Origin of the sequence: Mangrovicoccus sp. HB161399 (genome assembly GCF_013184745.1) — a bacterium.
Taxonomy (GTDB): Bacteria; Pseudomonadota; Alphaproteobacteria; order Rhodobacterales; family Rhodobacteraceae; genus Mangrovicoccus.
Genome location: NZ_JAATVU010000115.1, coordinates 1 through 12786, shown reverse-complemented (window position 1 = coordinate 12786; position 12786 = coordinate 1). Strand labels below are relative to the sequence as shown.

Below are 12786 nucleotides of genomic sequence, written 5' to 3'. Positions count from 1 at the left end.
GCCGGCGAGGAAGCGGCAGGCACCTCGCGATCCCGGATCCTGCACCGGGTCGGCCGCACGCCCCGGAGGCCATCCCGGCCGCGCGTCCGCCGCACCGCCGGGGACCGCGGTCCCATGGCGGGGCTTCCCCCGCCTCGCAGACCTCGCGGAAGGCGCCCGCCTTGCAACGCCGCAGGCGGGCACTTGTGGGCAACTTCAAGACGGGCGGACGCATCGCCATGATGCCCGCGCGGCTTCGGCGCCGGTTGCACCCGGAGCTGCGGATGTGTGCCGTCCTCCGCCGGAGCGCCGGTTCGTGCGGCACCGGTCCTTGCTCCTGCGGCAAACCCGGCCCGGCGGACCGTGCAGTTCAAGGCCGCTCCCTTCGGCAGAACCTCCGATGAGCGTCTGCCGACGGCGACGACGGAGTCATGGCCTGCTGCCTTCGCGAACGGCCCGAAAGCTGCCGGACGCTCTCCGGGAAGATCTGCCGGAGCCGTTTTCTGCGGCCCCCTAATCGCCGCGGCGCGGCAAGCTCAGGCAAAGCGCACAACCCGGGTTCGTCCCGAGGCGCCGAGCCGGATCGACCGGGCTTTCGATCGAGATCGTTCCGCCCTGCTCTTCCATCACCCATCGCGACAGCGCCAGCCCGATGCCGAAGCCGGGGCTCTCCGTGCCGCGGGCGAAGCGGTCGAAAAGCCGCTCCCGCGCCGCAGGGTCGATGCCCGGCCCGTCGTCGGCGATCCGGATTCCGATGCGCTGGCCGGCCTCCAGCTCGACCCGCAGCACGCCGCCCTGCCCGGCATGGCGGATCGCGTTGCGGATCGCCCCCGTCACCACCTGCCGAAGCCAGTTGGCATCGGCGCTCACCGGCGCGGCGGGAAACGCCCCCTGTTCCAGCCGCATACCGGCGGCCCGCAGCTCGCCCTCCGTCTCGGCCAGCGCCTCGCGCAGGATGCCGGCGGCATCGAGCGGTTCCGGCGACAGCTCCAGCTGGCCGCTTTCGGACCGGGCGATGCGCAGCAGGTCGTCGATCCGGCGGTTCAGCCGTTCGGCGCGGGTGCGGATCGTGGCGAAGGCCTCGGCTGCCTCCGGGTCCCGGGCGGCCGCGCCGAGCTGCGCCTCCATCGAAATGACGGTCAGCGGCGTGCGCAGCTCGTGGCTGATATCGGCGAAGAAGCGGCGGCGGTCGCGGTCCTGGGCGGCCAGCCGGTCATTGGCGGCGCGCAGTGCATCGGTGCGCTCGGCGATGATGTCGTTCAGCCGCGCCCAGTCAGCCTCCACCTCGCGTTCGCGCCGCCCCAGCGCTTCGGCCATGCGGTTGGTCTCGGCGAAGACGCGGCCGATCTCGTCCGGACCTTCCGGCAGCGCCACGGCGAAATCCTGGGCGCCGATCCTGCGCGCGGCGGCGGACAGCCGGTCGAGCCGCCGGAACTGCGGCCGTATCAGCCCTGCATAGGCCGCGACCGCCGCGGCGACCGCCGCCAGGCCGAGCGCGCCCGCCGCGGCCGCGAGGCGGCGGCGCAGCTTGCCGATGCCGGCGCGGATCGCCTCGCGGCCGCGGATTTCCTCGGTAATGGCCGCGTTCAGGTTCGGGTCGGCCCGCATCGCGAAACTGTCGAGATAGCCGCGCAGCGACTCGGGTGCGCCGCCGGGGGCGGTCATCGCGGCATGGGTCACGGAGAACTGCGCCTCCATCCGCGCGATGGCGAGCCCGACCGTGGCGCGGCGGCTCTGCTCGTCCAGCCCCAGCTCTGCCGCCTCGGCCACCGACGCCTCCAGATCGCTGCGCAACCGGACGAAAGTCGCCGCGATCTCGGCCGCCAGCCCCGAAAGCCGAACCGCCCGGTCCTCAGGGCCGAGCCCGGACTGCACTGCCTCGGTCGCGACCACCAGGTAGCGCGCCGCCTCGGTCGACAGCACGGAATAGCGGTCGATGCGCCGCTCCGCGGCTTCCAGAGCCTGCATCCGCGCCGATACCTCGGCCAGACCGCCCACCAGCAGCGCGGCGGACAGCACCGCCGCCGCCCCCAGCATGGCAGCCGTCAGGCCGAGGCGGACCTTCAGGGAGGTGCGCAGATAGTTCACCTATTCTGTCCTTTTCTACCCGCATCCCGCAACGTTAACCACTTTTATTGTGCAGGTGCAGCATTTTTGCGCCCGAAAAATTGGCAGCAAGGCTGACATACCGGATATGCGGGCAGATTCCCTTCCCGCGTGCAACGGTTCCTTCATACTCGACCTATCCGATGGTATGAGTTGACACGAGCCTCCCCCCATGATCGAACTCCTCTTCGTTGCGTGCATGAACACGACGCCCGGCGTCTGCGAGGAACGCAGCATGCTGTTCACCGACATAACCCCGATGACCTGCATGATGGGCGCCCAGCCGGAACTGGCCAAATGGACCGAAAGCCATGCCAAGTGGCATGTCGCGAAATGGTCGTGCCGCATGATGCAGACAGGCAAGCACGACGCCTGACCGTCACGGCTCCGGTCCGAGCCGCGCGGGCGACCCGCCCAGCCACAGCATCCGGTCGGCCAGCCTCTCGGCCTCGGCCCGCGCATGGGTCACCAGCAGCGTCGCGGGACGCGCGCGGGCGATCAGGCTCTCGGTGAGGGAGAGCATGGTCTCCGCAAGCTCCGCATCCAGCGAGACGAAGGGTTCGTCCAGCACCAGCAGCTGCGGACGCCCGGCAAAGGCGCGCGCCAGCGCCAGACGCCGCTGCTGGCCGAGCGACAGCTGTCCGGGATAGAACCCGCCCTTCCCCGCCAGCCCGACCTGGGCCAGCATGTCCTCCGCCGCACCGCGGGACAGGTCGGCATGGACCAGCGTCAGGTTCTGCAGCGTGCTGCGCCACGGCAGCAGCGTCGGCTCCTGGAAGACCATCGCCAGCCGCTCCGGCCGGGCCACCCTGCCCTCGAAGCGGCGGTCGAGCCCGGCGACGATCTTCAGCAGCGTCGACTTGCCGATGCCCGACGGCCCGAGGATGGCCAGCGTCTCGCCCGGCGCGATGCGGAAGGAGATCTGCCCCAGCACTTCGGTCGCGCCGAAGCGCTTGGAGATCACCTCGACCTCGGTCATGCCGTCCGCCAGCGGCGCGCCTGCCGTTCCCAGGGCTGCAGCACCAGCCATTCCACCGCCAGCATGACGGCGACGAAGCTGAGCGCATAGATCAGCACGCGGGCCACGTCGAACAGCTGGAAATACAGGTGGATCTGGAACCCGATGCCATTGGAGCGGCCGAGGAATTCCACCACCAGCACGATCTTCCAGATCACCGCCACGCCGGAGCGCGCCGCCGCCGACATGTAGGGCGCGAGCTGCGGCAGCAGCACATGGCGCAGGCGGCGGCGGAACGGCATGCGGAACACCGTGGCCATGGCGTCGAGATCGCCGGAGAAGCTGCGCACGCCCTCGCGGATCACCGTGGTCACGTTCGGCACCTTGTTCAGCGTCACCGCCACGATGGCCGCGGTCTCGTTCAGCCCGATCCACAGGTAGCACAGCACGATCAGCACCAGCGCCGGCAGGTTTAGGAACACCACCAGCCAGGGGTCGAGCCAGCGGTTCACCGTCTCGCAGCGCCCCATCACGAAGCCCAGCACGGTGCCGATCCCCATCGCCAGCGCGAAGGCCCAGGCCACCCGCACCAGCGTATGGCCGAGATGGTAGGGCAGCTTGCCCGAGGCGATCTCGGTCCAGGCCGGGCCGACCAGCGACCAAGGCTGCGGCAGGATCGAGGGGTCTGACGTCAGCGCGGCAGCGGCGATCCAGAGGCCGAGGAGCCCCAGGAGCGACACTGCCGTAACCGGGAAACGTTCCAAGCGGTCCGCCTTACTCCACCTTGGCGAAGAGGCCCGGCGGGAGCGACGTGGCCGTGCCGACCAGATCGCTGCCGCCGAGTTCCGCCATCAGCGCCAGCAGCCGGCCGGCAGCTGCCTCGTCCACCGGGCCAGGCTGCGGAATGCCGGCGCGGAAATCCTCGCGCAGCTGCACGAACTGGGCGTCGGTCTTCGCGTTCATCATCGGGCGGACCGCCTCCCAGGCGGCATCGTCGGACCCCAGCAGCTGCTTGGCGTCGCGCGAGGCGGCGTAGAGCGCCTGGGCCAGGTCCGGATGCTCGGCGAGGAAGCTCTCCTTCAGCACGTAGCCCAGCAGCGGCGTGTCCGGGTCGAGCCCCAGCGACGCGGCGGCGTCCTGCACCGAGGCGACCTCGCGCATGCCCGCCGCCTTCATCTTGGCGAGGAAGTGCCAGAAGTTGATCGCGCCGTCGAGTTCGCCCGAGGTGGCGGTCTTCATGATCAGCGGCGGCGCGCCGTAGACCTGCTCGGTCTGAGCGGCCAGGTCCATGCCGTATTCCGACTTGGCGAAGGCGCGCAGGATCAGCCAGCTCTTGTCCAGCGGACCGCCTGCAATGCCGATCTTCTTGCCGTCGAGATCGGCCAGCGTCTTGACCGGGCTGTCCTCGGGAACGACTAGCCCGCCGACGGCGGTCGAATAGGGAATGACGACGTAGTCCTTGCCCGCGGCGCGCTGGCGGGCCACCCAGATCCAGTCGGCAACGAACATGTCGGCCTCGCCGCCCTCGGTCGCGACGCGGGTCGCGTCGTTCGAGGCATAGGGCTGCAGCACCAGCTCGAAGCCATGCGCCTTGTCGAAGCCCTTCTCGATGATCGTGTTCAGCTCCCAGTTCACCGTGCCGATTTCCAGCGTGGCGGCGCGGATCTGCGGCAGGTCGTCGGCGAAAGCGGGGACCGCGGTGGCGGCAAGCAGGGCGGCGGCGCCCAGCATCCTGAAAAAGCTCATTCTCTCCTCCCAGAGTGACCGGACCCTCTCCCCGGGGCCGGGTCGCTGTCGGTCCCTGACTGGCGCATCCCCCGGCCCGTTGCAATAGGACCAAGGCGGGGGATGCGCCGCCGGGTCATTCGGCGCGGCGCGACACCTCGTCGAGATCCATGTCGAGCAGGATGTCGAACTGGTGCCCGCCCACGCAAATCACGTCGTCGAGGTCGAAGCCCTCGTCCTCGGCCTCGATGTCGTCCGGATCCATCTGGCAGTTCATGTCCGCGAGCTTGGCCATGATGGCATCGATGGTCTCCTGCGGCAGCCCGTCTGCGTTCTGGGCAAAGGCGGGGGCCGCTGCGGCCAGAAGTCCGGCCAGGATCAGGTGTTTCATCGGAGACCTCACTGGATCTGGACGGTGATCTGCTGGCTCTCGCCATGCGAACCGGGGATGCGGATCACATGGGCGCCGGGCTTGATGGCGATGAAGCTCAGCTCCGCCTCGCCGGCCTTGTCGAACTCCATCGAGTCGACCGCCATCGGGCGGATCTCGATGCCGTTGATGACGATCTCGTTCATCCAGATGGCGCGGAAGAAGGACGGCCCCTCGATCGCCAGCTCCGCCGAGCCGTCGGCGGTGATGAACATCTTGTAGTAGGCCCCGGATTGCAGGACCACGTCCTCGCCCAGCGGCTGGCCGGAGGCCAGGGTCAGGCGGATCGGCTCGCCGCGGTTGCAGGAGGCCAGCAGCCCGGCAAAGCCCATGTCGGTGCAGAGCGGCGCGGCGGCGGCAGGAGACGCCGCAAGCGCGGCGAGAATGGCAAGGAAGCGCATCGGATGCCTCACTGGTCGGGTTGCACGGCGACGCCCCAGGGCTGCTGCCCGACCGGGATGGAGCGCAGCGCCTTCTGGGCGGCCACGTCGATCACGGTGACGTCGTTGGAGTTTCCGTTGGTGGTGATCAGGTATTTTTCGTCCGGCGTGAAGGCCATCTGCCAGACCCGCTGCCCGACCATGATGTAGTCCTTCACCTCGTAGGTTGCGGCATCGACGACCGCGACCCGGTTCGCCGGTCCCAGCGCCACGAACAGCCACTTGCCGTCCGAGGTGATCCGCGCGCCCACCGGCTGCAGCCATTCCGGCAGCACGCCGGGGACCTCGAAGGCGATCTTGTGGACCAGATCCGGCGTGTCGTCGTCGCCGATCTCGATCACGCTGACCGTGCCGCCGATCTCCGCGGTGACGAACAGCTTGGTGCCGTCCTTCGAATACTCGGCATAGCGCGGGCGCTGGTCGACCAGGACGTTGTACTTGATCTGGTAGTCCGCGGTGTCGATGAAATGCGCCATGTTCGTGGTCTCGGAGGTGTTGACCACGAAGCGCGCGTCGGGGCTGATCCCCATGCCCTCGGGCTCCACCCCGACCGGCACCTCGGCCAGGATCTGGCGGGTATGGACATCGGTCACCGTGACGAGGTTGTCATCCTCGTTGGCGATGTAGAGCGGATTGCCCGACGGGTGCAGCACGAACAGCTCCGGGTCGGGCCCCGAAGGAAGCGAGGGCAGCTCCTCGTAGGTGTCCGCATCGAAGACCCGCACCAGGTTGTCGTCGCTGGCGCAGACATAGACATGCTTGCCGTCGGGGCTGATGGTGATGCCCCGCGGGCGGTTGCCTGCTGGGAATTCGGCGATCTTCTCCCAGCTTTCGCTGTCGATCACCGAGATCGTGTTGCCGCGCTCGTTCGAGACGAAGATCTTGTTGGCCAGCGCGGGGCAGCCCCCCGCAACGAGGGCCGCGGTCAGTAACAGTCGCCTCATCTATCCTCCCTGGAAGGCGTCGCACTGGGATTCCGGGGCATCGAGCCCCAGCGTGTCCAGCGGCGAGTTCTGGTGCAGGAACCCTTCCTGCGGCGAAACGCTGGCAGTGATCCGGCCGTCGAACAGCAGGATCGGCTGGCGGAGCTGGCCGTTCCAGCGGCGGAAGGTGACCTTCTGCCCCTTGAAGGCCGCGAGTTCGAAGGCATCAGACAGGATGTAGCCGCGCATCTCCCCGGCATCGGCGCTGCCGGTGCGGGTGACTGCCTCGCCGAGCACGCGCAGCGCCAGCCAGGTGTCGTAGTCCTCCTCGCGTATGTAGCGGCCGGTCAGCGCCTCGAAGCGGCGCTGGAACTGGGTCGCGCCCCAGGCCTCGTGCGCGGCGTGGAACGTCACGGGACGCAGCCCGGCCGAGCCCATGACCGGCCGCGGGTCCCACAGATGGAACGGCAGGTAGGGCGCGAACACGTCCGAGGCGTCGGCGGCGATCACCACGTCGTGCTTCTTGGCGCCCTCGGTGAAGACCGGCAGCTGGCGCTGCACCAGCACGTGGCCGGTATCGGTGCGCCGCGATCCGCCGGTATCCTCGAATTCGCGCTCCTCCACGATCCGCGCGCCGAAGCGGGCGGCGGCGCGGCGGTAGGCATCGGCCAGCTCCTTGTCCTCGGGATGCGAGCCGCGGATCATGTAGAGCCTGGTCCATTTCTTCCAGGCGGCGAACTGCACCACCGCATCGGCCAGCATCGCCGTCGAGGGCGTCACGTGCAGGACATTCGCCCGGCAGTCCTGGCTGCGCAGCGACGTGCCCCGCGCCCCGGCATTGAGGATGAGCACCCCCGGTCCCGCGCTGTCGGCGAGCTTCAGCAGATCGTCGCCATGCGCCAGCACGACCACCGCCTCGATCCCCTCTGCGAGGATCCGGCCGAGCGCGGCCTCCGCCTCTTCCGGCGGGGCGGAGACGGTCTCGAGCTGGTAGTTGTGGCCCAGGAACGCGCCGGTGGTGGCGTTGTCCTCCATCGCCAGTTCGGCCCCGGCAAAGCCCAGGTCCTCGGGCACCTCCTCGAAGCGCGAGATCGGCGCCAGCGACGGATAGTCCACGCGCAGCACGGCCGCCCGCAGGTCGGCAGACTGCGCGGCAAGCGGCATAGCCAGAACCGCCGCGAGTAGCGGTGCAAGCAATCTCAAATTGTCCTCCCTTCCCGGAAGCCCGGGATCCCTTGGCATGCAGACTGCGCCAGCTGCCGCCCGGACCCAACCTAGACCATTGACGGAGTTGCCGCACCCCCCGTGACCGCTACCATGCCGCCATGTTCCGCGTGACCGCCATTCTCTGCGCCTTCCTCGCCGCCGGTGCCGCCCTTGCCGGGCCACCGCTGGAAAAGGGCGCGGAGGTGGCATTCCTCGGCATCCACCTGATCAACACCTCGCCGCTGCCGCTGCGCCCAGAGGAAGCCGCCCGCGCGGGCCTACTGGAGGAGGCAGTGCGCGCGCGCTTCGCGGAGGAGGGGCTGGCGGTCATGGACCTTTCGCCGGTCGCCGAGGATCTGGACCGGGTCGCGAACCCGGCCAACTGCTACGGCTGCGAGGTCCGGCTGGCGCGCAGGCTCGGCGCCGACTACGTCGCCGTGGGCGAGGTCCAGAAGGTCTCCGAGCTGATCCTGTCGATGAACCTCGTGGTGCGCGAGACCGGCGAAGGCGCGATGGTGCGCGGCCGCAGCGTGGACATCCGGTCCAACACCGATGACTCCTGGTTAAGGGGCATCCGCTACATATTGAATACCGAGATCTTCAAGGAATGAGGGAGGCATGATGCGCATTCCAAGGATACTCGCGCTGCTGGTGGGGCTTCTCATCCCCGCCATGGCGCTTGCCCACGGCCCGTCGCGGCAGAAGGCGACGCTTTCGACCGATGTCGCCGCGGCCCCTGCCGAGGTCTGGTCCGTGATCGGCAATTTCCAGGACATGAGCTGGCACCCGGCGATCTTCTCGACCACCGGCCAGGGCGGCAACGAGATCGACGCGACCCGCCAGCTCACCCTGGGCGAGGCAGGCGGCCCGACGATCGACGAGATCCTCTACAAGTACAGCGCCGAGAAGATGAGCTATTCCTACCGCATCGAGCAGGTCGATGTCGCGGTGCTGCCGGTGACCAACTATTCCGGCCACATCACCGTGACCCCGCTGGACTCGGGCGGCTCGCATATCGAGTGGAAGGGCGCCTTCTACCGCGGCGATCCCCTCAACGACCCGCCGCCGGAACTCAACGACGAAGCCGCCATGGCCGCGGTGACCGCCGTCTACCAGGCCGGGCTCGACGCCCTGACCGAGCGGTTCGGTGCGGCTCAGTAGCCTGTCCGCCCTGCTCTGCTGCCTCGCCGCGGGATCTGCCGCGGCGGGGGATCTGGCCTTCGTCACCTGCCAGAACGGCGATGCGCTGAGCGTGCTGGACCTCGGCGCCGGAACCGAGCTGCGCCGCATCCCGCTGCCCGGCAAGCCCGCGGGCGTCGCCGTGTCCCCCGATGGCAGCGTCTACACCGTCTCCGCCGACTCCAAGGCCGTCCGCCATCTCGATGCAACCGGCGCGCTGCTGGCCGAGACCGTGCTTGACGGCGGACCGATCGGGGCGGCGCTCGACCCCGAAAACGGCCATCTCTTCGTCTCCGACTGGTACAATGCGCGGATCTGGGTGCTGGATGCGGAAACGCTCGCCCCGGTGGCCGAGCTTGCCACCGGCGCCGAACCCGCGGGGCTGGCGATCCAGGACGGGCTGCTGGCCTCGGCCGACCGCGACGGCGACATGGTGTCGGTCTTCGACCTGGCGAGCCTGTCGCTCCTGCACCGCATCCCGGTGGGTGAACGCCCCTTCGGCCTGCGCTTCGCCCCCGATGGCCGGCTCTTCGTCGGCAATGTCGGCACCAACGATGTCAGCGTGCTAGACGCGCGCGAAGGCGTCACGCTGGCCACCCTGCCCGTGGGCGAGCGCCCCTACGGCGTCGGCTTCGCCCGGGGCCGGGGCTTCGTCACCAACCAGTACGGCGACAGCGTCAGCGTCTTCGACCTCGCCACGCTGGAGCCGCTGGCCACCATCGATGTCGGCGAATATCCCGAGGGCATCGACGTTTCGGGCGATACTATCGTTGTCGCCAACTGGTTCGAGAATACCGTGACGCTGATCGACGCCGCCACGCTCGAGGTCACCGGCACCATAGCCACGGCGGACGGGCCGCGCGCCTTCGGCCGCTTCATCGCGGAGGACCCCGCCCCATGAAAGCCCTTGCCGCCCTCCTGCTTTCCGCCGCGCCGCTGATGGCCGGCACCTGGGACGACCTCGCCCCGCAGGTCTTCCCCGGCGCGGCGCTGCTGCCGGCAGGGGACGTGATCGCGCTGGACAGCCCCTACCGCACGCAGAACGACTCCCGCACGCAGATCGCCGCGCGGATCACCCCGCCTGCGGGAACGCTGGTCGAGGAAGTGACGCTGGTGCTCGACGAGAACCCGATGCCGGTCTCCGCGGTGTTCCGCCTGGCGGTGCCTCAGCCGGGCTTCGGCTTCGAGGCGACGATGCGGATCAACGGGCCGACGCCGGTCCATGTCGTTGCCGCGCTGTCGGACGGGCGGCATTTCGTGGCGGAGGCCTTCGTCAAGACCTCGGGCCAGGGCGCCTGCGCCGCCCCGCCCGGCACCGATCCGAAGGAGGCGCTAGCCACGCTCGGCCAGATGGAGCTGCAACTGCTGCCCGGACTGCCCGGCAGCGGATCGGTGACCGAACGGCTGGCGAAGCTCGCCGGGGCACCCGGACGGCTGGACGTCGAAGTCAGCCATCCCAGCCATTCGGGCATGCAGATGGACCAGGTCTCGCTGCTCTTCATCCCGATGCGCTATGTCGAGACGCTGGAGATCGGCATCGACGGCATGCCCTTCGCAGAGGTCACGGGCAGCATCTCGCTGTCGGAGAACCCGCATCTGGGCCTCACCGTCCCGCCGGAGGCACATCGCGCCGAGGTGACGATGACCGACACGGACGGCACGGTCGCGACCGCGCAGACCGCCCTGCCCGGCTATTGACCGGGTTCGGGCTGCGCCTCTTCCAGCGGATAGCCCTCCAGGTCCCAGCCGTCGGTGCCGTCCGGGAACCAGAACACCGCCGTGTAGCCGAAGCCCACCGCGCGCTTGGCCGCGTTCCAGGACATCCAGCAATCCATCTGGCAGAAGATAACCAGCGGATGCCCGGCATCGCCGCCCGCGGCCTTGGCCAGCCCGTCTTCCAGATAGGCCTCCGTCTGCGGCGCCAGCGCGCCGTAGCCGGTATTGGGCAGCCACATGGCCCCCGGGATCGAGGGCCGCGGCTTGTCGCGCCAGATCGTGCCTTCGGGAAGGTTCGCAGGTTTCGGCGCGCGCGGCAGCACGTCGACGAAGGCCGCGCTGCCGGATTCCCAGAGCGCATGCGCCTCCTCCGCGCCGACCACCGTGGCGCCCTGCAGCGTGTCGGGCACCGGCGCGCGGTACTCGTCCATGCGGTAGCCGTCCGGCTCGGGCACCTGCGCGGCCGCCGCCGCGGCCGACAGCAGGACCGCCGCAGCCGCCGCGGCGCGGATCACTGGGTCGTCTCCAGCATGGCGTCGCCCATGTCGTCGACTAGGGGCACGCCCGCCTCGGACAGGATCGCGTTGATCTCGCCCTGGTTGCGGCGGATCAGCGAGTTGAGCTTGTGCTCGAAGGTCTTGTCGCCGGGCCGCACGCCCATGGTGATGCGGAAGAACAGCCGCGGCGGCAGGGTCTCGTGCAGCAGCGGAATCACTTTCAGCTCCGGATGGCCCTGCTTGACCAGCGGCCCGGCCAGCGGCCCCCACAGCACGGCGGCGTCGGTCTCGCCCGCATCGAGATCGTCGAGCATGTCGACGGCCGGGGATTCCACCCGCCGGTCGACCGTCAGGTTGTAGGCCTTCGCCTTGCCGATCAGCCCGTTGCGCGCCATGTGCGTGGCCGGCGGGCTGCCGGCGATCACGCCGATCTTCAGCCCCTCCAGCCGCGGATCGGACAGCGTCTCGACATCCGCCAGCGGACCGTCCGCCGGCACCACCAGCGTGAAGACCGAGGTCATGTAATGGTTGGTGTTCTGCACCAGTTCGTGGCCCTGGGCATAGCCGATCACCACGTCGCACTTGTTTGCGCGCAGGGTGTTGCGGATGAAGCCGGTCGCCATCGGGAACCAGGTGTACTGCACCGGCAGCCCGAGCTTCTCCGCGAAGAACTCCGCCAGCCGGTTCTCGTAGCCCTCGCCCCTGTCGTTCGACATCGGCAGGTTGGCGGGATCGGCGCAGACACGGAAATGGGTGGTCGAAACGAGGTCCGAGACCTGCCCCTGCGCCGTCCCGGCCGCGAGGGCCAGGGCAAGCGCAGCGGCGAGAGACGGCTTACGAGCCAAGGCAGGCCTCCTCGGCCGCGCGGATCTCGTCGGATTTCGCTTCCTTCTTGGCCGGGCGTCCGCGCGGGACGACGCCTGCGCCGCGGGCCTTGAGGTAGACATAGATGTCGTCGATGTAGCACATCACGTTCGGGTTGTCGCCGAAGGCGGGCATCACGTTGTGCTCGGCGGAGTTGACCACCTGGCGGCCGTTGGTGACCACGTCGAGGAAGTCGTAGTAGTCCATGTCGATTGCCGAGTTCTTCAGCGCCGGGGCATAGGACGAGCCCTCGCCCTCGGGGCCGTGGCAGACATGGCATTCCGAATGGTAGCGGCGGAAGCCGGAGTAGGTCAGCCAGTCCACCGTTCCGTCATCGCCCACGTTGTAGGTCGGCACGTCGTCCTCGGTATAGTACCGGCCACCCTCTTCATAGGCGGCGGTCAGGTTGTCGGCTTCCTGTGCGGCGGCCGGTCCGGCCAGGGCGGCCGCGGCAAGTCCGGCGGCGAGAACGCTTACGGTAAACTTCATGATGCGATCCTGTGTATGGGGGCTGGCCGGCACGCCCGCAAGCGTGCCGGCCGACTGAAGGGGACGGGCCCGCGATCAGTCCGGCAGGGCGAAGACGGTCAGCTGGCCGCCGAGCGCGGTGTAGTCGCTCAGCGAGGAGTAGCCGCCCACGGCGCCCAGGCCGTCATTGGGGTTGGTGAGTCCCGCGGCGAGGCCGATTCCGGCCCAGCCGCCGACGCCGGAGAGCACCGCGACGTACTGCTTGCCCGCCTGCTCGTAGGTCATCACGTTGCCG

At 69.2% G+C, this 12786-nt stretch carries 16 protein-coding genes and 1 pseudogene; 5 read left to right on the top strand and 12 right to left on the bottom strand.

Going from position 1 to position 12786, the window contains the following annotated elements; all coding sequences use genetic code 11:
- Nucleotides 1–492 precede the first annotated feature (492 nt).
- Nucleotides 493–2067 carry an ATP-binding protein gene (locus HCC78_RS29770; protein WP_371743959.1) on the bottom strand — a complete coding sequence of 525 codons (1575 nt, stop codon included), beginning with the start codon at nucleotides 2065–2067 and terminating at the stop codon, nucleotides 493–495.
- Nucleotides 2068–2257: 190 nt separating this feature from the next.
- Between HCC78_RS29770 and HCC78_RS29765 the strand changes: the two genes are divergently transcribed.
- Nucleotides 2258–2461, top strand: a complete 204-nt coding sequence (locus HCC78_RS29765) for a hypothetical protein (protein WP_172332376.1) — start codon at nucleotides 2258–2260, stop codon at nucleotides 2459–2461.
- 3 nt (nucleotides 2462–2464) lie between these two features.
- Here HCC78_RS29765 and HCC78_RS29760 read toward each other — a convergent pair whose 3' ends face one another.
- The 7 genes from HCC78_RS29760 to HCC78_RS29730 all read right to left on the bottom strand — a co-directional run bounded on the left by HCC78_RS29760 (nucleotide 2465) and on the right by HCC78_RS29730 (nucleotide 7764).
- Complete coding sequence (locus tag HCC78_RS29760) at nucleotides 2465–3064, bottom strand: ABC transporter ATP-binding protein (RefSeq protein WP_172332375.1); 600 nt, start codon at nucleotides 3062–3064, stop codon at nucleotides 2465–2467.
- Nucleotides 3061–3807 carry an ABC transporter permease gene (locus HCC78_RS29755; RefSeq protein ID WP_172332374.1) on the bottom strand — a complete coding sequence of 249 codons (747 nt, stop codon included), beginning with the start codon at nucleotides 3805–3807 and terminating at the stop codon, nucleotides 3061–3063. Before HCC78_RS29755 ends, HCC78_RS29760 begins: the two co-directional genes overlap by 4 nt.
- A gap of 10 nt (nucleotides 3808–3817) precedes the next feature.
- Complete coding sequence (locus tag HCC78_RS29750; RefSeq protein WP_172332373.1) at nucleotides 3818–4789, bottom strand: ABC transporter substrate-binding protein; 972 nt, start codon at nucleotides 4787–4789, stop codon at nucleotides 3818–3820.
- A 115-nt stretch (nucleotides 4790–4904) separates the two neighbouring features.
- Nucleotides 4905–5159 (bottom strand): PepSY domain-containing protein, encoded by a 255-nt coding sequence (locus HCC78_RS29745; protein ID WP_172332372.1) that lies wholly within the window; start codon nucleotides 5157–5159, stop codon nucleotides 4905–4907.
- Nucleotides 5160–5167: 8 nt separating this feature from the next.
- Complete coding sequence (locus HCC78_RS29740) at nucleotides 5168–5599, bottom strand: hypothetical protein (protein ID WP_172332371.1); 432 nt, start codon at nucleotides 5597–5599, stop codon at nucleotides 5168–5170.
- 8 nt (nucleotides 5600–5607) lie between these two features.
- Nucleotides 5608–6582, bottom strand: coding sequence for a YVTN family beta-propeller repeat protein (locus HCC78_RS29735; RefSeq protein WP_172332370.1), 975 nt, complete (start codon nucleotides 6580–6582; stop codon nucleotides 5608–5610).
- Nucleotides 6583–7764 carry an ABC transporter substrate-binding protein gene (locus HCC78_RS29730; protein WP_371743958.1) on the bottom strand — a complete coding sequence of 394 codons (1182 nt, stop codon included), beginning with the start codon at nucleotides 7762–7764 and terminating at the stop codon, nucleotides 6583–6585. It lies immediately after the preceding gene.
- Between the two features lie 122 nt (nucleotides 7765–7886).
- On the opposite strand from HCC78_RS29730, the gene HCC78_RS29725 reads away from it, so the two are divergent.
- Genes HCC78_RS29725 through HCC78_RS29710 form a run of 4 tightly spaced genes read left to right on the top strand, consistent with a single transcriptional unit; the run spans nucleotide 7887 to nucleotide 10644 of the window.
- Nucleotides 7887–8378: a DUF3280 domain-containing protein gene (locus HCC78_RS29725; RefSeq protein WP_172332368.1), complete on the top strand. Its 492-nt coding sequence runs from the start codon at nucleotides 7887–7889 to the stop codon at nucleotides 8376–8378.
- 10 nt (nucleotides 8379–8388) lie between these two features.
- Nucleotides 8389–8928 carry an SRPBCC family protein gene (locus tag HCC78_RS29720; protein ID WP_172332377.1) on the top strand — a complete coding sequence of 180 codons (540 nt, stop codon included), beginning with the start codon at nucleotides 8389–8391 and terminating at the stop codon, nucleotides 8926–8928.
- Entirely contained in the window at nucleotides 8915–9847 is a 933-nt protein-coding gene (locus HCC78_RS29715) for a PQQ-binding-like beta-propeller repeat protein (protein ID WP_172332367.1), read from the top strand. Before HCC78_RS29720 ends, HCC78_RS29715 begins: the two co-directional genes overlap by 14 nt.
- Nucleotides 9844–10644 carry a quinoprotein dehydrogenase-associated SoxYZ-like carrier gene (locus HCC78_RS29710; RefSeq protein WP_172332366.1) on the top strand — a complete coding sequence of 267 codons (801 nt, stop codon included), beginning with the start codon at nucleotides 9844–9846 and terminating at the stop codon, nucleotides 10642–10644. The genes HCC78_RS29715 and HCC78_RS29710 overlap by 4 nt, the downstream gene beginning before the upstream one ends.
- Here the strand turns inward: HCC78_RS29710 and HCC78_RS29705 are convergent.
- The 4 genes and pseudogenes from HCC78_RS29705 to HCC78_RS29690 all read right to left on the bottom strand — a co-directional run.
- Nucleotides 10638–11177, bottom strand: a complete 540-nt coding sequence (locus HCC78_RS29705; protein ID WP_172332365.1) for a PQQ-dependent catabolism-associated CXXCW motif protein — start codon at nucleotides 11175–11177, stop codon at nucleotides 10638–10640. The genes HCC78_RS29710 and HCC78_RS29705 overlap by 7 nt on opposite strands.
- Entirely contained in the window at nucleotides 11174–12004 is an 831-nt protein-coding gene (locus HCC78_RS29700) for a substrate-binding domain-containing protein (RefSeq protein WP_253949440.1), read from the bottom strand. Before HCC78_RS29700 ends, HCC78_RS29705 begins: the two co-directional genes overlap by 4 nt.
- On the bottom strand, nucleotides 11994–12512 hold the full coding sequence (locus HCC78_RS29695; RefSeq protein ID WP_172332363.1) for a c-type cytochrome, methanol metabolism-related: 519 nt from the start codon (nucleotides 12510–12512) through the stop codon (nucleotides 11994–11996). The genes HCC78_RS29700 and HCC78_RS29695 overlap by 11 nt, the downstream gene beginning before the upstream one ends.
- Nucleotides 12513–12587: 75 nt before the next feature.
- A pseudogene (locus tag HCC78_RS29690) lies at nucleotides 12588–12786 on the bottom strand (PQQ-dependent dehydrogenase, methanol/ethanol family); the annotation flags it as partial.